The organism is Blastomonas sp. AAP53 (genome assembly GCF_000331245.1).
In the GTDB taxonomy this organism is placed as follows: Bacteria; Pseudomonadota; Alphaproteobacteria; order Sphingomonadales; family Sphingomonadaceae; genus Blastomonas.
In genome coordinates this window covers 176,337-200,421 of the sequence record NZ_ANFZ01000009.1, presented here as the reverse complement: position 1 = coordinate 200,421, position 24,085 = coordinate 176,337, and the positions used below count along the sequence as shown (strand labels likewise).

Genomic DNA, 24,085 nt, shown 5'->3' with positions numbered 1-24,085 from the left:
CTCCTACTAAACCGAGGGGAGTTAAACGGTTATTGGGGAAGCACGGGCGACTGCGCGCACCGCTTGCGGTTGCCCGCCGTGCACGCTGCGACATCGGCCTCCCATTGCGCATGGATGGCGTCGTACAGCTTCTTGACCTCGGCATATTCAGCCTCGGCCCGCGCACGCGATTCCACGGTATTCTCGTACAGCTTCATCTGGCTTTCGTAGCTGGACCGGCGCGCCTCGTAATTGGCCAGGTTGGCTACGTTCTGGGCGACCTGCGCGCTCGACATCTGGGCCTGTGCCGCGTTTGCTGCTTCGCGTTCAGCCTGTTCTTCGGCGGTGCTGGGATTTTGCGTAACCGGTGAAGGCTCCATCGAACCGCTATCCGCCGCTTGAGCCTCTGGCGTGGCGGCCTGCTGTGCTACTGCCGGCACCGTCAATGCCCCCGCGGCCAGAATGGTGGCCAATGTGGCGGCACGGAAAGAACGGGTTTTCATGATCTGTTTCCCTCAAAACAAAGTTGATCTCGATTAACATGCATACGTAGAGGTCGCAAAGCGGTTCCATTGCGCGGCAGGTGTGCCCTTGCAGTGCAGCTTCGCGCGCACCATGTTCCAGCCCTCGCAGCGATCCCGCCGGGCTGGCCACAAACACTGGCTTGCCAGCAGAACATCATTAGAACATAAGGCCGTCCATGCTCACCCACATCTCTGTGCGCGGCGCGCGCGAACATAACCTCAAGGGCGTGGACATCGATCTGCCCCGCGATCAGCTGATCGTCATCACCGGACTTTCCGGCAGCGGCAAATCCAGCCTGGCGTTCGACACGATCTATGCGGAAGGCCAGCGGCGCTACGTCGAATCGCTCTCGGCTTATGCGCGCCAGTTCCTCGAGATGATGCAGAAGCCCGATGTCGAGCATATCGACGGCCTCAGCCCTGCGATCAGCATCGAGCAGAAGACGACCAGCCGCAACCCGCGCTCGACCGTGGCGACCGTCACCGAGATCTACGATTACATGCGCCTCCTCTGGGCGCGCGTGGGCGTGCCCTATTCGCCCGCCACCGGCCTGCCCATCACCGCGCAAACGGTCAGCATGATGGTCGACCGGATCATGGCCTTGCCCGAAGGCACGCGCTTCTATCTGCTTGCGCCGGTGGTGCGTGGCCGCAAGGGCGAGTATCGCAAGGAACTAGCCGAATGGCAGAAGGCGGGCTTCACCCGCGTCCGTATCGACGGCGAAATGTACGAAATCGACGCGGCACCGACGCTCGACAAGAAGTACAAGCATGACATCGAGGTCGTCGTCGACCGCATGGCGGTGCGCGAAGGCATCGAGACGCGGCTCGCCGACAGTTTCGAGACCGCGCTGAAGCTGGCCGATGGACTGGCATTCGTCGATCTGGCGGACGGCACGGTTGCGGCCTTGGGTGAGCCAGTGCCTGCAGCGCCATCCGAAATTCCGGTGGTCGAAGCGGAAAAGCCGAAGAAGGGCATGAAGAATGCCGGCATTCCCGACAACCGCATCATCTTTTCCGAACGCTTCGCCTGCCCCGTCTCCGGCTTCACGATCGAGGCGATCGAACCGCGGCTCTTTTCGTTCAACGCCCCGCAAGGCGCATGCCCGGCATGCGATGGCCTGGGCGAGAAGATGTATTTCGACCCGCAGCTGGTGGTCCCCAACGAGGAACTCAGCCTCAAGAAGGGTGCCGTGGTGCCCTGGGCCAAATCGAACCCGCCTTCACCCTATTACATGCAGGTGCTCAGCAGCCTGGGGCGCGAGTTTGGCTTTTCGCTCGAGACTCCGTGGCAGGATCTGCCGGGCGAAGTTCGGCTGATCATCCTGCATGGCACCGGCGGAAAGCCTGTGACCTTGCGGTTCCAGGACGGTCGCAAGTCGTACGAGGTCAAGAAGGCGTTCGAGGGCGTGATCGGCAATCTCAACCGACGCCTGCTGCAGACCGACAGCGCGTGGATGCGCGAGGAGCTGAGCAAGTATCAGACCGCTCAGCCCTGCGAAGTGTGCGATGGCGCGCGTCTCAAGCCCGAGGCACGATCGGTCAAGATTGCAGGCGAGGATATCTCGATCTCCACCCGCCGCTCGGTCGCCGACGCGCTGCACTTCTTCGAAACCTTGAACGACAAGCTCGGCGCGCAGCAGCAGCAGATCGCCAAGGCGATCCTCAAGGAGATCATCGAGCGGCTGGGCTTCCTCAACAATGTCGGGCTCGATTACCTCAACCTCGATCGCACCTCGGGCACGCTCTCCGGCGGGGAATCGCAGCGCATCCGGCTCGCCAGCCAGATCGGCAGCGGACTTTCGGGCGTGCTGTACGTGCTCGACGAGCCCAGCATCGGCCTGCACCAGAAGGACAACGACCGGTTGCTGGTCACGCTCAAGCGGCTGCGCGACCTGGGCAATACGGTGATCGTCGTCGAGCATGACGAGGATGCGATCCGCACCGCCGACTATATCGTCGATCTGGGGCCAGGCGCGGGCGTGCATGGCGGCGAGATCGTGGCGCAGGGCACGCTGGAGGAGCTGCTGAAATCAAAGGACTCGCTGACCGCGCAGTATCTGACCGGCGAACGGCGGATCGAGGTTCCGGCCAAGCGTCGCAAGGGCAATGGCAAGAAGCTGACGGTCCATAACGCGCGGGCCAACAATCTGAACGGCGTCACCGCGTCGATCCCGCTCGGCACCTTCACCTGCATCACCGGCGTATCCGGATCGGGCAAGTCGAGCTTCACCATCGATACGCTCTATGCCGGCGCGGCGCGCACGCTCAACGGCGCGCGGATCATCGCCGGACCGCACGACAAGATCACCGGGCTGGAGCATTGCGACAAGGTCATCGATATCGACCAGTCGCCGATCGGCCGCACCCCGCGGTCGAACCCCGCAACCTATACCGGCGCGTTCACCAATATCCGCGACTGGTTTGCCGGCCTGCCCGAAAGCCTTGCGCGCGGCTACAAGCCGGGCCGGTTCAGCTTCAACGTCAAGGGTGGCCGCTGCGAGAAATGCCAGGGTGACGGCGTCATCAAGATCGAGATGCACTTCCTGCCCGATGTCTATGTCACCTGCGAGGAATGCAACGGCAAGCGCTATAACCGCGAGACGCTGGAGGTGAAGTTCAAGGGCTACTCGATCGCCGACGTGCTCGACATGACCGTCGAGGACGCGGTCGAGTTCTTCAAGGCGGTGCCGCCGATCCGCGACCGCATGGCGATGCTGTGGGAAGTCGGGCTGGGCTATGTCAAGGTCGGCCAGCAGGCCACAACCCTATCGGGCGGCGAGGCGCAACGCGTCAAGCTGGCCAAGGAACTCAGCCGCCGATCGACCGGGCAGACGCTCTACATCCTCGATGAACCGACCACCGGATTGCATTTCGAGGATGTCCGCAAGCTGCTCGAAGTCCTCCACCGGCTGGTCGATCAGGGCAACAGCGTCGTCGTGATCGAGCACAATCTGGACGTGATCAAGACAGCGGACTGGATCATCGACATGGGCCCGGAAGGTGGCGTCAAGGGTGGCGAAGTCGTCGCAGAGGGCACACCCGAGCAGGTGGCCAAGGTCAAGGCGAGCTACACCGGCCATTATCTCGCGCCTTTGCTCAAGCGATAGACGCCATGCGCAGGCCGGCCCGAGCAGGGCCTGCTTGCGTGTCGCCAAAAGATATTACATTTGTTACAGTGGTTTAGGCAATGCCTCTGAACAACTGAAGGCGAACTTCGGCACCTTTGTCATCCTCGTGCCAGCTATTGTCTTGTTTACGTGGATCAATATTGCGATTTTGTCGTTCGGTTTGAGCGGTGTCTCCGGCATGAAGCAGGCACCGGCGGGGGCGTTTGCCCGATAGACAAAACCAATCGTTCTGGACGTTGCCTTTCGAATGGGCTTATCGGCCCAAGGACCTAATTGGTGCGGCAGCGACCTTGGATTAACGGGCAGGCAGAGAATATGGCGTCATCTTCCGAACATCACATCATGGGAGCGCGTGAGGCGATCCGCTGGATGCTCAGCCTGCTGAGCGGTGAGCGCAGCTTCATCACCTTGGCGTTGATCTACGGCGTGGCGGTTTCGGTGCTGTCGCTGGCGACACCCATTTCGGTCCAGATGCTGATCAACTCGGTCGCCAACACCGCGCTGGTGACACCCCTGGTCACACTGGCGGGGACGCTGCTGGGCCTGTTGCTGATCGCGGTACTGCTTTCGGCTCTTCGCATCTACACGATGGAGCTGTTCGCCCGCCGGTTCTATGCCCGTCAGGTAGCAGAGATCACGCTGCGTTCCATCCACGCTCGCAACCCGTTTTTCGAGGACAGCAAGCGGCAGGACCTGTTCAACCGCTATTTCGACGTCAATACCGTGCAGAAAGCGGTGCCGAGCCTGTTGATTGGCGGCTTTACCATCATCCTGCAGTCCGCGGTCGGCTTTGCCGTCACGGCGTTTTACCACCCGTTCTTCCTGGCCTTCAACCTGATCGTCATCGGCATCGCGATGCTGATCCTGCTGGTCTGGACGCGCGGCGCGATCCGCTCGGGCATCGCGCTGAGCCATGCCAAATACGCCACCGCAGGCTGGCTGGAAAACGTCGGTGCTTCGAACGGATTCTACAAGTCGGGTCGGCACGTCGATTATGCGCTGGATCGTTCCGAAGACGTCAGCGCCGCCTATGTCAGCGCCAAGTCCAAGCATTTCCGGTACACCATGTCGCAGACCGTAGCTTTTCTGCTGCTTTATGCGTTCGCCAGTGCCGGCCTTCTGGCGCTGGGCGGCTGGCTGGTCATCCGTGGCGAGCTGTCGATCGGGCAGCTGGTAGCCGCCGAGCTGATCCTTTCGGCGGCGTTCTTCGGCCTGGGCCAGATGGGCGCGTATCTCGATACGACCTACGACCTGATCGCCGCCGCCGAAGAAATCGGCATGCTCTACCATATCGAGCAGGAGGAAGAGGCCCGCGAGGGGCAGGACGCGATCAGCGGCAGCGACCTTGTGCTGCGCCGGGTCAGCCACGCGCCGACCGCTCAGAACATCACGCTGGATATCGCGATTCCCGCCGGCAGCCAGCTGATCGCGCAGGCGCAGAACCACGACGTCCAACGATTGTTCACCCATGCAATGAAGCGGTACATCACCCCTCAAACCGGGGTCGTGACCCTGGGTGGCCAGGACATTGCGATGGTGGACATGTTCCGCCTGCGCAGCGAGATCATCGTCCTCGACCGGCCCACCATCGTCCAGGCCAGCATCCGCGACTATCTGAGGCTCGCAGGGCCGGAAACGACATCGGCCGATGCGCTGCGCGCGCTGGCCATGGTCCGGCTGGAAGATCGCGTGATGCGCCTGCCCGATGGCCTGGACACGCAGCTCTCCATGAGCGGCTGGCCCCTGTCCTACGCTGAGTCGCTGCGGCTCAAGCTCGCCGGTGCCATGCTCAAATGCCCGCGTCTGCTGATCATGACCGGGCTGTTCGACATGATCGACGGAGCGATCCTTTCCGACGTCCGCAAGGTGATGAGCGAACAGGGATCGACCGTGATCCAGTTCAGCTATCGTCCGGATGCCCCTTCGGACTGCCGCTATCTGTGGCTGGGTTGCGATGGCCAGCGCATCATCGACGATCCCGACGAGTTCCTGCACGTCACCCGCAGCCAGGCAGAGGAGGCACGTCATGACAACGCGTGATCGCGCCCTCGTCCGCTTCCGCACGCTGGCCAAGCAGCGCACGCCGCGCCCGCTGCGCGCCATTGCCGTCATGGTGGTGCTGACCCTGATCGCGGCGACCCTGTTCATGTTCTATGTGCCCTGGGTCCAGACCGCCTATGGCGCCGGCCAAGTGATCGCGCTCAACCCGCAGGACCGGTTGCAGAACGTGACCGCTCTGGTGTCGGGACGCATCGAGCGCTGGTATGTGCAGGATGGTTCGGTGGTGAAGGAGGGCGATCCGATCGTCCAGATTTCCGATAACGACCCCATGCTGCTGCAGCGCCTGCGGGTCGAACGCAGCCTGGCCGAAGCAAAGGCCGCTGCTGCTGCCAGCGCTCTCAGCACCGCCCGGCTCGATGTCGGACGCACCGGCACGCTGTTCAGCGAGGGGCTGGCATCGCGGCGCGAGAACGAGCTGGCGCGGATCAAGGTGGCGGAGATGGAAGCGACGCTGGCCGAAGCCCGCGCCGCCATCACGCAGATTGACATCAATCTTGCGCGCCAGTCGCTGCAGCTTGTCCGCGCGCCGCGCAACGGCGTCATCCAGCGGATCAACGGCGGCGATCGTGCCACCATGGTATCGCAGGGCGAGGTGCTGGCCACCTTCGCCCCGACCGAAGCGCAACGCGTGGTGGAAATCTATGTCGACGGTCGCGATGCCCCGCTGATCCGGCGTGGACAGCCGGTCCGGCTGGAATTCGAAGGCTGGCCCGCGATCCAGTTTTCGGGCTGGCCCTCGGTGGCGCGCGGACTGTTCGACGGACAGGTGCAGCAGGTCGATCTTGCCGCCTCGCCCAACGGCCTGTTCCGCGTGCTGGTGCAGGAAGCCAGGGGCAAGGCGCGATGGCCGCGCGAACCCTATGTCCGGCTGGGCGCGAACGTGCGCGGCTGGGTGGCCATGGAGCAGGTCTCGGTCGGCTTCGAACTGTGGCGTCAGCTCAACGACTTCCCGCTGCAGAACCCGGCTCTGATCAACGAGAGCCAGGCGGGAACCGGCAATGCTTCGGGCGCATCATCGGGCGGGCAGAAGGGCATGTCGTCCAGCAGCGGGTCGGAGAAGAAGTGATGCGCAAGGCATTACTGCTGGCAGGGCTGGCGGCATCGACGCTGGCGGCTCTGGCCGCGCCTGCCGGTGCCCAGTCCCTGCCCGCACCGCTCACGGTCCCCGATCAGGTACGTTCGGCGCAAGGGCTGCAGCTGTCCGAAGTGCTGGAATCGTCGCGGCGGTTTGCACCTGCGATCCTCGAGGCGCTGGCCATGGCCCGCGCCGCCGATGGCCGGGTGCTGGCAAGCGAGGGCGCCTTTGACCTGCTGTTCACCGGCGAAGGGTTTTCGCGGGTCGCGGGCTTCTATGATGGCACCTATCTTCAGGGAAAGGCGATCCAGCCGCTGACCAACAATGGCGGCCAGCTGGAAGCAAGTTATCGCGTCTCGCGCGGAGATTTCCCGACTTACGAAGATTACAGCTTCACCGATCGGCTGGGCGAACTGAAGGTCCGCGGTGTATTCGCGCTGCTGCGGGATCGGTACATCGATGACCGTCGTTTTGGCCAGCAGAGCGCGCTGATCGAACGTGACATGGCCGGTCTCGATGCGCTCATCATCGCCATTGGCGTCCAGCAGCGCGCGATCCAGGCCTATGGCCAATGGGTCGCTGCCGGGCAGCAGGTGCAGGTCTACCGTTCACTCGTGGGTCTGGCGCAGGATCGGCAGCAGGGTATCCGCCGCCAGGTCCAGCTGGGCGCGCGCGCGGCCATTCTGCTCACTGAAAACGAGCAGAACCTGTTGCGCCGCCAGTCGCTGCTGGTGGCCGCAGAACGCGATCTGGCCAATGCAGCGCAGCGCCTGTCGCTGTTCTGGCGCGACGATGATGGCAGGCCGCGTGTGGCAACGCCCGCTCAGCTGCCCAGTGCGCTGCCGATGATCTCTGCCGCGCGTGAAACCGATCCGGCGGCCATCCTGGCAAGGCGACCCGATATCAAGTTGATTGAGCAGCGGCTGGAGCTCGGCGAAACCCGGCTGGAACTGGAACGCAACCGCCTGCTGCCTTCGCTGCGGCTGTTTGCCGAAGCGGGCAAGGATTTCGGCGAGGAGGGCCTGGGCGGGCGCTCGCGCGATCCGTTCGAAGCGATCGTCGGCTTTACCTTCTCGATGCCGTTGCAGAACCGGGCCGCCAAGGGTCAGGTTGCAGCAACCGAGGCCAATATCAACGCCCTGGAATGGCGGCGTCGGCAGAGCGAGGAACAGATCATCGCCGAGGTGGAGCAGCTTTCCACCAACCTGACTGCCGCCGAACGGTTGGCCGTGTTGGCGCGCGACGAAGAGGTCCAGGCCGAAAAGCTGGCAGCCGGCGAACGGAGGCTGTTCCAGGCTGGCGCCAGCGACTTCTTCCTCGTCAATCTGCGCGAGGACGCCGCCGCCAATGCTGCCATTCGGCGACTGGATGCAGAGTTCCGGCTGGCGCAGGCCCGTGCCGACCTTGTGGCCGTGGCTGCTGATCTGGATGCGTTGAGGCTGAGCGCCGACTTCGGCCAGGTCCCGGCGCCCTGATGGCGCTCCATTGCGCATAACATCTTCGGAACCCGCGCCCAATCGTCGCGGCACGGCTGTCTGTCGCTGGCGCGCTGGTCGCGAGCTGTCATTGCCTGCCGGCTGGAGATAGTCGGGTGACGCACCGGAGGCTAAGCTGCGACCTCGGCGGACCGATGCGTCACCCTATCCGCAGCTTTGGGGTGTCCATTCAAGCCACGGCATCTCTCAAGCAGTTTTGGCAAGAGCGGTTCGGGGAGGGACCGGCTCATCTGCTTGGTATGAAAAGAATATGCCACAATGTATCATTGTTTCCATTTGAAAGACTCGCCCCTTGCCGATAGTAAACGCCTATCAAGCCAATGGAGCCGCCATGCCCAGCCTACGCCAATTGCAATATCTGGTGGCGCTGGACGACCACCGCCATTTCGGCCGCGCCGCCTTCGCCGTGCACGTTTCGCAGCCAACGCTCAGCCAGCAATTGCGAACACTGGAGGCCAGGCTGGGAGCATCGCTGATCGATCGCAGCAGCAACGATGTGCAACTGACACCCCTGGGCCGTGATATTGCAGCGCGCGCGCGGGGCATTTTGGTGCAGGTGCGCGATCTGTCCGATCTTGCCCGGCGCGCGGGCAAGGGCATCGGCGGCACCCTGCGCTTTGGCGTCACGCCGACATTGGGTCCCTATCTGATGCCAGCGATCGTCGCCGGACTGCACAAGCAGCAACCCGATCTGCGCCTGCATATTCGCGAAGGCATTCCCGACGATCAGGTGCGCCAGCTGATGCGCGGCGAGCTGGACATGATGCTCTGTCCCCTGCCCGTGGATGCATCGGGCATTGTCATCGAGCCGCTGTTCAGCGAGCGGATGTTCATCATCGCGCCGCCTGATCATCCGCTGGCGGGACAAAGGAACATCCCCGCCGATGCACTGAAGGGCGAAGGGTTTCTGACACTGGATCGGCGGCACCATTTCCATCGCCAGACTCGCGATATCTGCGAACAGGTCGGTGCCCACATCATGCACGACTATGAAGGCACCAGCCTGGACAGCATCCGGCAGATGGTGGGGTCAGGTATCGGCCTGGCACTCCTGCCCGAACGCTATATGGCGGCCGAGACGCAGAGCGCAGAAGTGGTGGCGACGCTCGATATCGCCGGATGGAACGCGAAACGATCGATTGCAGCGCTGTGGCGCAGCGGTGCCGCGTTCAGCGACGGCTTTCATGCCATTGCAGAATTCATCCGGAACTATATCAACGAGCCAGCCTGACGGATCAGGCTAGGCCGAAGCCGGGACCATCCGGCCCATCTGCCACATCAGGTTGTAGATCAGGCAGCGCGCATCCTCGCCCAGCATTTCGCGGGTCTGGCGGTCGAAAGACGCCCGGTTGCCGCGCATGGCGCTGCGCATCATGCCGACGAACAGCACCTCATCGGGCGACAGGCGGCCGCAGCAAGGGCGCGAGACGCTGAACGGATCAGGCCAGGCCTGGCCCATGGCCTCCAGCACCAGCGAAAGCTGGTTCGACAGCGCGATGCTGCCAAGTCGGGCCGCGACATGCGGTGCCGGGTCAGCGCCGGATTTGTGCGCGAACACGGCAATGCGCAGAGCCACGACCAGCCTGGCCTCCATCAAGCTGGCCGACCCCAGGTCGACGGGCCGATCCAGCATGTCTTGCCACCAAATGCCCATGTTCTCTCCTTCCAATGCAGGTTCATCGCCACCCAACCGAATGACCGATTGCAGCTTATTGCGATCAACTCGCATTATCAAGATATTTCACACAGGCGTATTTTTGCCGTTGCGGGCATTGAACTCCCCCCTGATCTCCCCTATATCGTCGGTGTCGGATCGCTCCCCCCCTTTCGCGGTCCGGCAGGTGCACTTGTGCACCTCCTCCCTGAACCTTGGCCGCCTCGTGATCCGTCACGAGGCGGTTTTTTGTTGGGAACGGCAAGTGAGGCTATTCTGCCGCAATGGCCAGATCGACGCTGCTGCCTCCATGCAGGAGGTCATCCGCCAGCGCCTGAACAAGCTCTGCCAGCATACTGCGCACCCGCTCCATGCCATCGCCCGGATTGCGCATCTGCGCATCGAGGTACACGCTGCGATCAACTTCGACCTGCAGGGCATGAATGCTGCGCGCCGGCCTGCCGTGCCGGTCGAGAACATAGCCGCCGGCATAGGGATGGTTGAGCGCGACCTGAAAGCCCGAGCGTGCCACCGTGCGTATCGCCAGATCGCACACGCGCGCTCCTGCCGACCTGCCGTACCGATCGCCGATCACAATCTGCGGTGAGGGCGAGATATCTTCCTGCCTGACCGGCGGCATCGAATGCAGATCGATCAGCAACGCGCAGCCGAATCGGGCCTGAAGCGCGCCAAGCGTCCTGGCGAGCGCCTGGTGATAGGGGGCGTGCATTTTCGCGATCCTGGCCGCCACCTCTGCGTGAGGCAACGGACGCCGCCAAAGCTCGCCATGATCCGCCAATCGGCGAGGCACCAGGCCCAGCCCACCGCGGACCTTGGCGCTGGGCTGGGCAAAGGCGGAGCGCGGGGCATCGCTGATCATATGCGGGTCGACTTCGCTCGGCGCGCGATTGAGGTCGATCCATGCCCGCGCCGCATGGGCCACCAGCGTCACGCAGCCCATGGCCTCAAGCTGCGGCAACAGCATGTCGGCGTGGCGATCTTCCAAACGTTCCAAAATATGCGGCGCAACCCGCAGATTCTGCAAAATTTCGTCGGGATAATCGCGGCCAGCATGCGGAACTGCCACCACCACGGGCAGGCGCGCTGTCAGAAGCCCTTCCAGGCTGAACAGCCGTGCACTGGCATTATCGTCTGCGAAGGAATTCTCCATGGCCCACGGACATGCGCCAAAGGCAGGGCCGTGTCAAAGCCGCTGCCATGCGAGGCAAGGTCATCCCAGACGGTTCACACCTCACCTTCAGTGTGTCCTGCTATTGGGCAGGCCGGAAAAGGGTTAGTCGAAATGCTGGAAAATCTTAACCGGCTTGGGCATAAACAGGGAAACGGCATCGGGTGGAGGGATTGGTCTATGTTGCGCATATTGCTGGCGGAAGATGATGCGGCGATGCGAACCTATCTGCAACGCGCGCTCGAAAAGGCCGATTACGCCGTAACCTCGGTCGACCGCGGCACTGCTGCGCTGCCCTTATTGCAGGAGGAGCATTTCGATCTGTTGCTGACGGATATCGTAATGCCCGAGATGGACGGAATCGAGCTGGCGCAGCATTGTGCCAAGGTTTCCCCATCGACCAAGGTCATGTTCATCACGGGATTTGCGGCGGTCACGCTGAAAGCCGAACAGGCCGCACCCAGCGCGCGCGTGCTTTCCAAGCCGTTTCACCTCAAGGATCTGGTGCTCGAAGTCGATCGCGTATTCGCGCGCGGCACCTTCGCCCAGAGCCTTTGAGCAGCGCCTTTCAGCAGATAAACCTGACGCGGCTTCATTTACTGCTTGCACGACGCGCAGGCTCTTTGTAATGGACCGCCCTTGCCGCAGCCTTCGGGCCCGGCAGCAAGGCTAAAGAGTGGGCGTATAGCTCAGTGGTAGAGCACTGTGTTGACATCGCAGGGGTCGGAAGTTCAATCCTTCCTACGCCCACCAGCCTTCCCCCTTTTCCTGAGATCAGCAATCCGTAACGGCAGCGTCCGGGGTGAAAATTTCCGGTAGATTCGTCGCAGAATCTCTGGTCTTAATCGCGCGATGAATCTCGCCGAAACCCTTGCTTCGTTCGTCCCTGCCGACACTGGCTGGACCGTTTCCATCCCCAGCAGCTGGATGCAGGGGCGTACCGCCTATGGCGGGCTGTCGTCGGCCATGGCGCACCACGCCGCGCGGCTGGCGGTGCCGGATGCGCCGCCGCTACGGTCTGCTCAGGTGGCCTTTGTCGGGCCTCTGGCTGGTGAAGTGACAATCTCGTGCGAACTGCTTCGCCGGGGCCGCAACACGGCCTTTGTCGAGGTGAAGATTCGCAGCGAGGAAGGCCTGGGTTTCATCGGCACCTTCATCTTCATGAGCAAGCGCGAGAGCCGAATCGAGTTTGAAGGCGTGCACCGTCCCGATGTGTCACCCCCGCCCGCGGAAGGCGCAACGCGCAGCGGTCCGCCCGAATTCTTTACCTCGCAGATGGAATATCCCGAAAAGCGGCTGGAACTGGGCATGAACACGCCCAGGCTCGCCAACTGGCACCGCTTTGCCGCGCGCGACGGGCTTGATCCGATGACCGAGCTGATGTGCATCGGCGATGGCCTGCCCCCCTCTGCCATGGGACTGATGGACGCTGCCGGACCGATCAGCAGCATGAACTGGCAGGTCAACATGCTCACCGACGCGCCGGAGACCGACAATGGCTGGTGGCTTCTCGAATCGGTGACCCACCATGCACACCATGGTGCATCGAGCCAGTACATGACCGTGTGGAACAGCCGACTGGAGCCGGTGATGGCCGCGATGCAGAGCGTCGCGCTGTTCGTCTGACCCCTTTGCCAATCACAAAAGACAATCAGGAGAGCACCCCATGAAGACCCGGATCACCGAACTGTTTGGCATCGAACACCCGATCATTCAGGGCGGAATGCATTATGTCGGCTTTGCCGAGCTGGCCGCAGCGGTATCGAACGCCGGGGGCCTGGGCATCATCACCGGACTGACGCAGAAGACACCTGCGGACCTCGATGCCGAGATCAAGAAGTGCAAGGCGCTGACCGACAAGCCGTTCGGCGTCAACCTCACCTTCCTGCCGGTGCTGACAGCGCCCGATTATCCCGGCTATGTCCGTGCGATCATCGAAAATGGCGTCACTGCCGTGGAAACCGCCGGGAACAATCCGCAATCCGTGCTGCCCTATCTCAAGGAAGCCGGCGTCAAGGTGATCCACAAGTGCACCAGCGTGCGCCATGCGCTGAAGGCACAGGCAATCGGCTGTGATGCGGTGTCGGTCGACGGATTCGAGTGCGGCGGACATCCTGGCGAAGACGATGTGCCCAACATGATCCTGCTGCCGCGCGCCGCAGATGAGCTGGACATTCCCTTCGTCGCTTCGGGCGGACAGGCCGATGCGCGCTCGCTGGTCGCCTCGCTCGCCATGGGGGCAGACGGGATCAACATGGGCACCCGCTTCATTGCCACCCAGGAAGCCCCAGTGCACGAAAATGTGAAGCAGGCGATCGTGGCAGCGTCCGAACTCGACACCCGGCTGGTGATGCGCCCGCTGCGCAACACCGAGCGCGTGATGACCAACGAGGCTGTCGAACGGCTGCTGCTGATCGAGCGTGAAAAGGGCAAGGATCTGCAATTCACCGACATCATCGAGCAGGTAGCCGGTGTCTATCCGCGCATCATGATGGAAGGCGACATGGATGCAGGCGCGTGGAGCTGCGGCATGGTCGCCGGACTGATCCACGACATTCCGACCTGCAAGGAGTTGATCGACCGGATCATGCGCGAGGCAGAGGCCATCATTCGCGGCCGTCTGGAAGGTTTCCTCGCGGCCTGAGCGTTCTGCCCCCTCCTGCTGGCCTGACCGGCGGGAGGGGCAGCCCGGACAGCCCGCTCACCCCTTTTTGCAGGGATATTTCTTCTTCATCAGATTATAGACCGCCACGCGAAACGGCTGCTTCTGGGCAGCGGGGCTGAGGCTGGTGAGATAATCGCGAAGCTCGTCGCCGGTCATCTTGGGCCGGTTATCGGCCGGTGGGCAGCTGTGTTGCGCGCCGCCCGCCTTTTTCTGCTTCGTGATATCGGCGATATACAGGTCGCGTACCCGCTGTGTTTCAGTACGCAACGCGCGAACATCGCTGGACAGGATCGCGGCAGGGCCAAGGCTCTCTGCCTTTTTCGCAGCTTGCAGAAACTGCGCCACCGTCATTTCGGATGCCGTAGCGGTCAGCATGACCGTCGCCATGCCCAACACTATCAGCCTTGTTCCAATCCTCATGCCCGTCCCTCCCGAAGGCGTGTCTATGTCCGCCTAGCATTGCCAGATGAATGCCCGATGACTTCACTTTACCTCCCGCTGGCAAGGGTAGCGCAATGTCATCACCAGCGCGAACGCGGTGTCCAGCGGCATGCTGCGATGGGCCTGCGGAAACGCGCGGAGATCATCGCTGATATCCGCCAGCGAGAGCTGCGCCTGGCCCGGTGGTGGTGGGCAGCTGGCAGCTGGCTCGCCGCGCAGCGCCGCCTCAGCCAGGCTGCTGCGATAGGCCATGGCCGCCTGCTGGATGGCACTGCGAATGGCATCTGCCTGCGCCGTCGAGCCAGCGGTCTCATGACCTGACAAAAGCAGCGCGTCAGCCTGAGCCAGGAATTCGGCCACCGTGTGTGGTGTGGTTTGAAATGCAAACGGCGCTGCGGCCTGTGTGGCCAGCAGCGCCGGAAGCATTCTCGTGAGACCGATCATTCAGGTCCGGAGGGTTATGCGCCCTGCGGCTTGGGATCGTGGAACGGACCCTTGCGCTTGCCTGCGCGCGGGATGACCGCACCGATGCCAGGAGCGATATCGGGCTTGATCGACTTGCCATCGGGGCGATCAAGCTTGCCGGTTTCGATCAGTTCCTGGATCTCGTCACCGCTCAGCGTCTCGTACTCGAGCAGAGCAAGTGCCAGGGTGTGCAACTGATCGACATGCTCGGACAGGACATGCTTGGCCCGATCATAGCCCTGGTCCACCACGCGGCGGATTTCGCTGTCGATCTTGCGCGCGGTCTCGTCCGACATCATCAGGCGCTGGCTCTGGCCATAGCCCAGATAGCCTTCCGACTGCTCTTCATACTGCAGCGGGCCAAGCTCGTCGGACATGCCCCATTTGGTGACCATGTCGCGCGCCAGCTTGGTGGCATATTGGATGTCACCGCTCGCGCCCGAAGACACCTTGTCATAGCCGAAGATCACCTCTTCGGCGACGCGGCCACCCATCGAGACTGCCAAGTTGGCGTACATCTTGTCGCGGTGATAGCTGTAGACGTCGCGCTCGGGCAGACGCATCACCATGCCAAGGGCACGACCGCGCGGGATGATCGTCGCCTTGTGGATCGGATCGGATGCAGGCTCATGCACCGCAACGATGGCGTGGCCGGCCTCGTGATAGGCGGTCATGCGCTTTTCGTCTTCGGTCATCACCATCGACCGGCGCTCGGCGCCCATCATGACCTTGTCCTTGGCGGCTTCGAACTCGCTCATCGCGACCAGACGCTTGCCACGCCGTGCGGCGAGCAGAGCAGCTTCATTGACGAGATTGGCCAGGTCCGCACCCGAGAAACCGGGGGTTCCGCGTGCGATCGTGCGGGCGTTGACGTCGGGCGCCAGCGGCACCTTCTTCATGTGCACCTGCAGGATCTTCTCGCGGCCCTCGATATCGGGAACCGGCACCACGACCTGGCGATCGAAACGGCCCGGACGCAGCAGCGCAGGATCGAGCACATCGGGACGGTTGGTCGCCGCGATGATGATGATGCCTTCGTTGGCCTCGAACCCGTCCATTTCGACCAGAAGCTGGTTCAGCGTCTGTTCGCGCTCATCGTTCGAGTTGCCAAGGCCACTGCCGCGATGACGACCGACCGCATCGATTTCGTCGATGAAGACGATGCACGGTGCATTCTTCTTGGCCTGTTCGAACATGTCGCGCACGCGGCTTGCGCCGACGCCGACGAACATTTCGACAAAGTCCGAGCCCGAGATGGTGAAGAACGGGACGCCTGCCTCACCCGCAATCGCGCGAGCGAGCAAGGTCTTGCCGGTACCGGGCGAGCCGACCAGCAGCGCGCCCTTGGGAATCTGTCCGCCAAGGCGGGCAAACTTGCTGGGATCGCGAAGGAATTCGACAATTTCCTGGAGCTCTTCGCGCGCTTCGTCGATGCCGGCAACGTCCTGGAACGTCACCTTGCCCGACTTTTCGGTGAGCAGCTTGGCCTTCGACTTGCCGAAGCCCATCGCGCCGCTGGCGCCGCCGCCCTTCTGCACCTGGCGCAACACGAAGAACGCGATGGCGATGATCAGGATGAAAGGAAGCGACTGGAACAGGATCGCGACCAGCAGGCTGGGCTGTTCGATCGCCTTGCCGCTATAATCGACGCCCTTTTCCTCGAGCAGCGGAATCAGCGATGGGTCATTCTCGACGCGTACGGCGGAAAACTGCTCATCGTTGACATAGGTGCCGGTGACACGGTCAGACGAAATCACCACATTCTTCACCTGTCCGTCGGACACGCGGTCGCGGAAGGTGGAGTAGCTGATGGAGCTGCCACGATCGGCAGATCCGCGCGTATCAATAAGCGAAACCACAACGAGCAGGCCGATGATGACACCTGCCCAGATGAGCATGTTCTTCATCCAGCCGTTCTGGTTCGAGCCGGGATCCTGATCGTCGTTCATCACAAAGCCTTTGAAGCGGTAAACCATCTTCAAGATAGGCTGCTATTCCTGAATGACAATATAATCTGCCCGGCATTCGTCTTTCGGGGAAATTAATCGGCTGTGTGGCGCAGGGATCAGCGCCGTTGCACGCCCCCGCGCTTTGGCGCGGCTGTGAATTGCCAGGCCAGACCCTCGCGCACGGGTCGGCATAGCACGTCGCCGATCATCGTTTGTTCGCCACTGTGAAGCGCCGCGATCAATCGGTCGGCTTGCGGTCCCCGCGGGACGATTCCTGGCTGAACACGCTCCAGACAGCGCTGCACCAACCGACGCAAAAGGCCGGGCGGATAGGACGTCAGGATCAGCAGAACCCCGTCATCATCCGCGATGATCGAGGTTTGTGCCTCGCGGTCGGCCATCCAGTCCAGCGCCTCGGCAGCGTCAGCCAGCGCGTCGGCAGATCGCACCGCCATCAGCGGGTCAATCGCATCGAAGCTAGCCAGGGCTGCGCGCATCCGCACCCGGTCGAACTCCATATTATCGTTGCTGGGATCAGACACGAACCTCAGTCTGGTCCGCTCGCAATAGGTGATCAGCTCAGCCTTGCGACATCCCAGCAACGGACGAATGATCCGGCCATTGCGCGACCGCACGCCGGAAAGCCCATCCACCCCGCTTCCCCGCGCCAGTCGCATCAGCATCGTCTCCAGCTGGTCATCGGCATGATGCGCGGTCACGATGAAGTCAGCGCCACAGTCGTTCGCATGCTGATTGAGCAACGCGTAGCGCGCCGCGCGCGCGGCCGATTGCAGACTGCCGGTGATCGGAACAGGCGGGCGCAAAGTTGCGTGGGCCACCCCTGCCGCGGCGCAATACGCGTTGACCATGGCAGCTTCGTCTGCGCTCTCAGGGCGCAGGCCATGGTCGACGGTGGTCGCATAGAGCGAACCGGCCCAGCAGCTCCGCGCGATATCCAGCATTGCCATGCTGTCGGGACCACCCGACACGGCCAGCACAAGGGCGGCATCGCGCGAGCCGGTCAACCCGGCCAGCGCATCCCCCACCCGTGTCAGCAGCTCGTCATTTGCATCCGGCATTGCGACGCCCGGCAGCCAGCCGGTCGGATAGGCGCCCGGTCGCAACATCGGGATACACTTCCGCCAATTCGGCAAATGCGACGCAGGCCTTGGCTTTCTCGTTCAGCTTGATCAACGCATCACCTAGAAAATAAAGGCTTTCTGGTGCGCGTTCCCCCTTGGGTTCCTTTTCGTAATTTTCGGCGAACATCTTTGCTGCGGCGCTGGGCTTGCCATCGTCCAGATAGGCGCGGCCCAGCAGATTGCGGGTATAGCTAGTCCGCTTGTGCTTGGGGTGCTTTTCCAGCGCGAACCGAAGCTGCGCCTGCGCCTCGGGCAGGAACTTGGCCTCCCAAAGACGATAGCCATAGAGATAGGCGTCCTCACCCGCATCGGCGGTCTGCGGCTTTTCGATCCTCGAAACCGCAGCCACCCGCTCCGCACTGGGCGCGGCAGCAGCGGCTGATGTGGCACCCGTTGCCGCCGGGCGTGCAGCCGACGTTCCCGCTCCTGCCGCGCCTGCTGGTACGGTTCCTGCCGCGGCTGCGGGCGCCGAGGCTGCCGCAGCAGCAGCTGCCTGCTTGGCCTGATCTTCCAGCAGCACCATCCGCTTTTCAAGCTGACCGATCTTGAAGCCGTTCTCTTCGGTCTGCGCCGTCAGCCGGGTAATCTGCGTTTCCAGCGTATCCACTCGCTGCAGCAGATCGGTCAGCGGAGCGCTGGCACTGACGCCCGTCGTCGAAGGACCGGCAGCAGGCGCGGAGATTTCAGGCTCGAAGAACCTGTCGGATGCGCCGGGGAACACCTTGCGCTGCACCGCGCGCATTTCGGATTCCAGCTTCTTCACGCGCGGTTCCAGCGGAGCAGACTGCGCGGCAGCAGGGCTGGCCGACGCGACGAACGCGGCAATCAGAGTGCTTGCCAATAACCGCGCGGACAGGCTGGTCCGGCGGGGAAAGGCCGGGGATGGGCGGGCAATCGGCATGTCAGGCTCCAGCTCAGTAAATTGGTACTTCACAACGAATCTATACGGGCCCCGCAGCGTTCGTCAAAGCCGGGCGCAAATAAAGTGGATGTCATGACGTCACTGAACGGCGGCTGACAGATCAAAATGCAGGGTTTGGCTTCAGCCGCTGACCCGGTCGCCTGTTTCGGCGGCGCTTTGCGCAGCAACCGGGGGACGATCCATCAGCGCGGTGGCTGTGACAGGAACGTCCTTGACCGCAACCTCTGCCGTTCCCAGCGGAGGAACGTTGCGGCCACCGACGGTGATTTCAAAGGCATCGGGACGGCCAGTCCAAACCTTTGGTTCAACCGCGTCGGCAGGAACCGTATACTGCTCTCCCAGCGCCATCTGCTTCTGCATCAGCTGCTTGCCTTCGCCATCGTAGAACTTGATCCAGATGTTGTCTTCCGTGGCAGTGAAAACCACCTCGGCCGTGGGGCTGACAGCCGGCGCTGCGGTCTGGCGCCGGGAGGGCTTTGCAGCCGGAGCTGCGGCATCGCTCGAGGCCGCGTCCGCAGCCTGCGCCAGTTCCTCGACATTGGCACCGGGGAAGAAAAACGTGCGCCACACGCCGAATCCGGCAACGAGGATCACCATCCCGACGGCGGCTGCAATCAGCGCCAGCCGAGCGGACGGCACCTTGCTGGGTTCATCCAGATCGAATTGCGTGGCATCGCGCATCGGCACGGCGGCGGCTCCACCCAGCGCTTCTCGAATGCTCTGCGCGATCTCGTCTTCGGGCAGTTCGACGGCCCTGGCATAGGCCTTGCCAAAGCCAATCGCATATGTGCGTCCCGGCAGGCTGCTGAACAGTCCAGCCTCCATCGCCTCCAGATGTCGCAGGGGAATGCGCGTACGCGATCCAATGTCGTCCAGAGTGAGGCTCTGCGCACGGCGTGCCTCGGCAAGCCGCTCCCCGACCGGCGGTGGCGGGAACAGGTTTCCGGTCGTCGCACCATCGTTCGATGGCTCAGCCATTGCTTCATCTGACGTGTTTGCCACGTATGCGCTCCCGATCCGGGTTTGCCCGGTTATACTGTTGCCCCTGCACTGGGAGAAACATGAACAAGGCGGAAAGTCAACGTTATAGGCCGATATTAACCATCACTCACATGCCAATAGATGTAAAATGGCGGTAATTTTCGCAAAGTCGCAAAGGTTTGCAGGTCAGCCCAGCTCCACACCCTGCTCGGTCGCCCAGTCGAGCAACGTTGCGCGCATGTCGGCAGGCGGGTGAGCCAGCATGTCTTCCAGCTTCGCCCGCGCCGCTTCCAGATCGAGCGAGCGCACCATGGCCTTGATCGGGCCGACCGCCGCGGGCGTGATCGACAGTCGGCGAATGCCGATGGCCAGCAATGCCAGGGCTTCGAGCTGGCGGCCGCCCATCTCTCCGCACACGGTGAGATCGATGTGATAGGGCTCGACCGATTTCACCACCCGGCGGATGAAGCGCAAGATGGCCGGCGAGATCCAGTCATACCGCTGCGCCAGCTTGGGATGTGCCCGGTCTGCAGCGAGCAGGAACTGGGTAAGATCGTTGGTGCCGATCGAGAGGAAGTCGATATTGGGACCCAGGATGTCGAGCGTTTCCGCCAGGGCCGGCACCTCGAGCATCGCGCCGTAGCGGATGCGGTCGGGCAGCATCTTCTTGCGGCCTTTCAGGAACACCAGCTGGTCTTCGAACACCTGCCGCGCGGCATCGAACTCCCAGGGCTCTGCGATCATCGGGAACATGACATTGAGCGTCCGCCCCGCCGCCGCCTCGATCAATGCGCGCGCCTGCACCTTGAGCAAACCGTCGCGCTCCAGCGCAACACGCACTGCGCGCCAGCCCATGGCGGGATTTTCCTCGCCCGGACCATCCTCGCGCAGATAGGGCAGTGACTTGTCGCCGCCGATATCGACGGTTCTGAAGATGACCGGCTTCTCGCCCGCCGCATCGAGTACATCACGGTAAAGCCGCAACTGGCGCTCGCGCTGCGGCAGCGTGGCCGAGACGAGGAACTGGAACTCGGTACGGAACAGCCCGACGCCGTCGGCCCCGGTGACCGCCAGATGGGCGATATCATCGCGAAGGCCGGCGTTGATCATCAGATCGATCCGCTGGCCATCCTTGCTGCGCGGCTCGACATCGCGCAGCGCAGCATAGGCGGCCTGTTTTTCGCGGCTGCGCAGGAATTTCGCCTCAAACGCCTCGATTACCTGCGGCGCGGGGCGGATGAGGACGGAATTCTCATTGGTGTCGATCAGCAGATGATCGTCCTGACGCACCTGGTGCAGGATGTCGCGCATCCGCCCCATCACCGGGATGCCCATGGCGCGCGCGACGATGGTGACGTGCGCGGTCAGCGATCCTTCCTCCAGGATCACGCCCTTCAGCCGCCGGCGATCATATTCGAGCAGCTCGGCCGGGCCAAGATTGCGCGCGATCAGAATCGTGTCCTGCCGCAGTCCCATCTGCGCCGCCGTACCGATCTGGCCGGAGACCATGCGCAGCAAGCGGTTGGACAGATCCTCCAGGTCATGCATCCGGTCGGCCAGCAGCGGATCGTCGATCTTGCGCATCCGCATCCGCGTGCGCTGCTGCACCCGCTCGATCGCCGCTTCTGCGGTCAGACCGCTGTCGATCGCCTCGTTGATTCGCCGTGACCAGCCTTCGTCATAGGCGAACATCTTGTAGGTCTCGAGCACCTCGTCATGCTCTCCGCCGGTGCCGAATTCGGCCTGGCTTGCCATCTTGTCGATCTGCTCGCGCATCTTGATGAAGGCGGAATAGACACGCTGGCGCTCCACCTCGACATCTTCGGCGACGACATGCTCGATGGTGATGCGCGGCTGGTGGAACACCGCCTTGCCGCTGGCGAGGCCCGCCACCAGCGTAAAGCCGATCTCGCGCTGCGAATGGGTCAATTCCATGCCGCCATCCTGGGCACCCTGGGTATCGACCAGCCCGGCATTGGCGATAAGCTCGGACAGCACCATCGCCACCGTCTGCATCGCCTCGATCTCGACCTCCAGATAGCGGCGCGGCTCGACATGCTGAATACACAACACGCCCACCGCGCGCTCCATGCGGACGATGGGCACGCCGGCAAAGCTGTGGAATTTTTCCTCGCCGGTTTCCGGGCGATACTGGAAATCGGGATGCGCGGTCGCCTCGGCGAGGTTCAGCGTCTCGACATTCTTGGCGATTGTGCCGGTCAACCCCTGCCCCAGCGCGAGCTTGGTGACGTGCACCGCCTCCTGATTCAACCCGCGCGTCGCGAACAACTCGAGCACGCCTTCGCGCAGCAGATAGATCGAGCACACCTCGCTGTTCAACGAATCCCCGATGATATCGACCACCTGGTTGAGCTTGGCCTGCGCATGGGTACGCGCGGCCATGACATCGTGCAGACGGGTAAGAATGTTACGGGCGGCGAGCGTGGCGTTGATCTGGGCTTCTGACATGAGCCAGGGTCTAGCACGCACAGTCGCCATGCGCCATCGGGGCTTCAATCCGATCTGGTGGGATCGAAAAGACAGATGGACCTTCGCGCCGGTCAGGTGTATCATATAACTAACACACTGATTCTTGCGAGGTGAGATGAACTGCGATCGCCCAGGCTGGTCAAGCCGGACAATGACCATAGCATTGCTGACATCGGGGTTGATGCTGACGTGCCTACCCGCATCAGCCCAAGCTTATCAGCCAAGCTTTCGGCCGAGTGAACTCAAGGGGTCCGTCACCGGACTACCGAATGAGGTTCTGGTGCTGGGTACACCTCACTTGTCCGAATTGCCCGATACGTTCTCGGCTGATGTGCTCGCCCCATTGCTCGACCGGTTGGCTGCATGGCGCCCGACCGCAATCGCGACCGAGGATCTGTCCGGGCTGCAATGCGACACCCTGCGCCGCTATCCATTTCGTTATGCTGAAACGGTGAAAATATATTGCTTTGACCCAATGCCAGCGGAGCAGGCCATCGGATTGACCGTGCCCGAAGCCAATGCCGAGGCGGAACGACTGTTGCACCAATGGCCAGCCAACCCTTTGCCTGCACAGCGTCGCGAACTTGCGGCTGTATTTCTGGCGGCAGGAGAGCCCGGATCCGCACTGGTCCAATGGCTCAGGCTATCGGAAGACCAGCGCATGGTCGGCGATGGTCTGAACCAAGACCTCGTGACTACGCTTGAACGGGCCCGCGCCCGTCGCAACGAAACCACCATGATTGCAGCAGCCCTTGCTGCGCAGCTGGGCCTCGAGCGACTGTGGAGCGTCGATGATCATTCTGCCGACACGCCCGATAGGACCGAAGCAGCTGAGGCCCAAGCCAGTTCCGATGCCATAGCCAAGGCTTGGGACAACCCGGCAACCCATGCGCGCATTGCGCAGACCGCAACGCTGAATACGCAGCTTGATCAGCCAGACGGACTGCTGAACCTTTATCGCGCTTACAACGAGCCCGATGCGCCGATGCTGGTTTATCGATCTGACTTTGGCGCCGCCGTGGCGGAACCGTCGCCCCAGGGCTTTGGCAGGCAGTATGTGGGATACTGGGAAACGCGCAACCTGCGCATGGTTGCCAACATGCGTGATGTCATCGGCCGCAACCCGGGAACTCGGCTGCTGACGATCGTAGGGGCATCACACAAGGGCTATTATGAAGCCTATCTGCATCAAATGCATGACGTGCGGCTGGCCGATACCATGATGGTGCTGCGCTAGGCCGTGCAGCTTTATCTCCCGTCACCCGGCGCGCGATCTGACCCCTCGTCAGACGCGCCGGGCTGGGATTGGCGGACGGATTGCATCCGGTCCGCTAGATCAGCCGATCAATGCAGGCTGATTTCCTCCTTGATGCGCAGTTTCTGCTTCTTCAGCTTGGCGATCAGCGCGGTGTCGGGCGCGGGTCGGCTCTCTTCGTCGTGGATCATCCGCTCGATACCGGCATGCTTGGCCTTGAGGGCTTGGGTATGACTGTCATGCAGCATGTATGTCTCCTTCGACTCGTTGCCTTCTCATCTTGGGATCGTGATCTAAACATAATCTTTCTAACCTGTCTCTCGGCTTTATGCACAGGTGCGCTTGCATTGCGGCGAAACATTCCATAACCGCGATAACCGGCAGGCATTGGGCCTGCGCTATGGTGAATTCGCTGGCTTTGCAGCCGCGAGCCGTGGTGGAGAAAGGTGTCGCGCGTGACAGAGGAAGAAGTCCGGCAAAAGCTGGCCTCATTGCGCATCGAGCATCGCGATCTTGACCATGCGATCCTGGCGCTGAGCAATGGCGGCACGGCAGACATGCTCCAGCTCGCCCGGCTGAAAAAGCGCAAGCTGATGCTGCGCGACCAGATTGCGATGCTGGAAGACTATCTGATCCCCGATATCATCGCCTGAGCCACGCTACTGC

The 24,085-nt window shown here is 62.5% G+C and carries 21 protein-coding genes and 1 tRNA gene; 11 read left to right on the top strand and 11 right to left on the bottom strand.

The window, feature by feature from the left end:
- Positions 1 to 29: 29 nt before the first annotated feature.
- On the bottom strand, positions 30 to 482 hold the full coding sequence (locus tag D618_RS0107890; protein WP_026091426.1) for a hypothetical protein: 453 nt from the start codon (positions 480 to 482) through the stop codon (positions 30 to 32).
- A gap of 197 nt (positions 483 to 679) precedes the next feature.
- On the opposite strand from D618_RS0107890, the gene uvrA reads away from it, so the two are divergent.
- From uvrA to D618_RS0107865, 5 genes are all read left to right on the top strand, one after another.
- Positions 680 to 3,613 (top strand): excinuclease ABC subunit UvrA, encoded by a 2,934-nt coding sequence (uvrA, locus tag D618_RS0107885; protein ID WP_017670961.1) that lies wholly within the window; start codon positions 680 to 682, stop codon positions 3,611 to 3,613.
- 336 nt (positions 3,614 to 3,949) lie between these two features.
- Positions 3,950 to 5,674 (top strand): ABC transporter ATP-binding protein, encoded by a 1,725-nt coding sequence (locus tag D618_RS18045; protein ID WP_152414594.1) that lies wholly within the window; start codon positions 3,950 to 3,952, stop codon positions 5,672 to 5,674.
- Complete coding sequence (locus D618_RS0107875) at positions 5,661 to 6,761, top strand: HlyD family efflux transporter periplasmic adaptor subunit (RefSeq protein ID WP_017670959.1); 1,101 nt, start codon at positions 5,661 to 5,663, stop codon at positions 6,759 to 6,761. The genes D618_RS18045 and D618_RS0107875 overlap by 14 nt, the downstream gene beginning before the upstream one ends.
- A complete protein-coding gene (locus D618_RS18040; protein ID WP_017670958.1) occupies positions 6,761 to 8,245 on the top strand; it encodes a TolC family protein in 1,485 nt (494 codons plus the stop codon). Before D618_RS0107875 ends, D618_RS18040 begins: the two co-directional genes overlap by 1 nt.
- A gap of 352 nt (positions 8,246 to 8,597) precedes the next feature.
- On the top strand, positions 8,598 to 9,497 hold the full coding sequence (locus tag D618_RS0107865; RefSeq protein WP_040370380.1) for a hydrogen peroxide-inducible genes activator: 900 nt from the start codon (positions 8,598 to 8,600) through the stop codon (positions 9,495 to 9,497).
- A 9-nt stretch (positions 9,498 to 9,506) separates the two neighbouring features.
- Here the strand turns inward: D618_RS0107865 and D618_RS18035 are convergent, their stop codons facing one another.
- Together D618_RS18035 and D618_RS0107855 are read right to left on the bottom strand one after the other, a co-directional pair.
- Entirely contained in the window at positions 9,507 to 9,899 is a 393-nt protein-coding gene (locus tag D618_RS18035; RefSeq protein WP_017670956.1) for a hypothetical protein, read from the bottom strand.
- A gap of 292 nt (positions 9,900 to 10,191) precedes the next feature.
- Positions 10,192 to 11,091 (bottom strand): N-formylglutamate amidohydrolase, encoded by a 900-nt coding sequence (locus D618_RS0107855; protein WP_017670955.1) that lies wholly within the window; start codon positions 11,089 to 11,091, stop codon positions 10,192 to 10,194.
- Between the two features lie 198 nt (positions 11,092 to 11,289).
- Here D618_RS0107855 and D618_RS0107850 point away from each other — a divergent pair, with 198 nt between their 5' ends.
- From D618_RS0107850 to D618_RS0107835, 4 genes are all read left to right on the top strand, one after another.
- Positions 11,290 to 11,667, top strand: a complete 378-nt coding sequence (locus D618_RS0107850; RefSeq protein ID WP_017670954.1) for a response regulator — start codon at positions 11,290 to 11,292, stop codon at positions 11,665 to 11,667.
- Between the two features lie 120 nt (positions 11,668 to 11,787).
- Positions 11,788 to 11,862: transfer RNA gene (locus D618_RS0107845), tRNA-Val, on the top strand.
- A 99-nt stretch (positions 11,863 to 11,961) separates the two neighbouring features.
- Positions 11,962 to 12,735, top strand: coding sequence for a thioesterase family protein (locus D618_RS0107840; protein ID WP_017670953.1), 774 nt, complete (start codon positions 11,962 to 11,964; stop codon positions 12,733 to 12,735).
- A gap of 40 nt (positions 12,736 to 12,775) precedes the next feature.
- On the top strand, positions 12,776 to 13,753 hold the full coding sequence (locus D618_RS0107835) for a nitronate monooxygenase family protein (protein WP_017670952.1): 978 nt from the start codon (positions 12,776 to 12,778) through the stop codon (positions 13,751 to 13,753).
- Positions 13,754 to 13,810: 57 nt separating this feature from the next.
- Here the strand turns inward: D618_RS0107835 and D618_RS0107830 are convergent, their stop codons facing one another.
- From D618_RS0107830 to ptsP, 7 genes are all read right to left on the bottom strand, one after another.
- Complete coding sequence (locus D618_RS0107830; protein WP_152414593.1) at positions 13,811 to 14,194, bottom strand: hypothetical protein; 384 nt, start codon at positions 14,192 to 14,194, stop codon at positions 13,811 to 13,813.
- A gap of 63 nt (positions 14,195 to 14,257) precedes the next feature.
- Positions 14,258 to 14,641, bottom strand: a complete 384-nt coding sequence (locus D618_RS19005) for a hypothetical protein (protein ID WP_017670950.1) — start codon at positions 14,639 to 14,641, stop codon at positions 14,258 to 14,260.
- 32 nt (positions 14,642 to 14,673) lie between these two features.
- Positions 14,674 to 16,629, bottom strand: a complete 1,956-nt coding sequence (gene ftsH, locus D618_RS0107820) for an ATP-dependent zinc metalloprotease FtsH (protein ID WP_026091425.1) — start codon at positions 16,627 to 16,629, stop codon at positions 14,674 to 14,676.
- A 116-nt stretch (positions 16,630 to 16,745) separates the two neighbouring features.
- A complete protein-coding gene (gene tilS, locus D618_RS0107815) occupies positions 16,746 to 17,756 on the bottom strand; it encodes a tRNA lysidine(34) synthetase TilS (protein ID WP_017670948.1) in 1,011 nt (336 codons plus the stop codon).
- Positions 17,692 to 18,612: a hypothetical protein gene (locus D618_RS18025; protein WP_017670947.1), complete on the bottom strand. Its 921-nt coding sequence runs from the start codon at positions 18,610 to 18,612 to the stop codon at positions 17,692 to 17,694. Before D618_RS18025 ends, tilS begins: the two co-directional genes overlap by 65 nt.
- A gap of 201 nt (positions 18,613 to 18,813) precedes the next feature.
- Complete coding sequence (locus D618_RS18020; protein ID WP_152414591.1) at positions 18,814 to 19,695, bottom strand: RodZ domain-containing protein; 882 nt, start codon at positions 19,693 to 19,695, stop codon at positions 18,814 to 18,816.
- 165 nt (positions 19,696 to 19,860) lie between these two features.
- Positions 19,861 to 22,143, bottom strand: a complete 2,283-nt coding sequence (gene ptsP, locus D618_RS0107800) for a phosphoenolpyruvate--protein phosphotransferase (RefSeq protein ID WP_017670945.1) — start codon at positions 22,141 to 22,143, stop codon at positions 19,861 to 19,863.
- A 301-nt stretch (positions 22,144 to 22,444) separates the two neighbouring features.
- Between ptsP and D618_RS0107795 the strand changes: the two genes are divergently transcribed.
- The gene (locus D618_RS0107795) at positions 22,445 to 23,401 is read left to right on the top strand and encodes a DUF5694 domain-containing protein (protein WP_343207522.1); all 957 of its coding nucleotides are present in this window, start codon (positions 22,445 to 22,447) and stop codon (positions 23,399 to 23,401) included.
- A gap of 107 nt (positions 23,402 to 23,508) precedes the next feature.
- Here D618_RS0107795 and D618_RS19355 read toward each other — a convergent pair whose 3' ends face one another.
- Positions 23,509 to 23,664, bottom strand: coding sequence for a YdcH family protein (locus D618_RS19355; protein ID WP_193746709.1), 156 nt, complete (start codon positions 23,662 to 23,664; stop codon positions 23,509 to 23,511).
- Between the two features lie 210 nt (positions 23,665 to 23,874).
- Between D618_RS19355 and D618_RS0107785 the strand changes: the two genes are divergently transcribed.
- Positions 23,875 to 24,072 carry a DUF465 domain-containing protein gene (locus D618_RS0107785; RefSeq protein WP_026091422.1) on the top strand — a complete coding sequence of 66 codons (198 nt, stop codon included), beginning with the start codon at positions 23,875 to 23,877 and terminating at the stop codon, positions 24,070 to 24,072.
- The last annotated feature ends 13 nt before the right edge of the window (positions 24,073 to 24,085 follow it).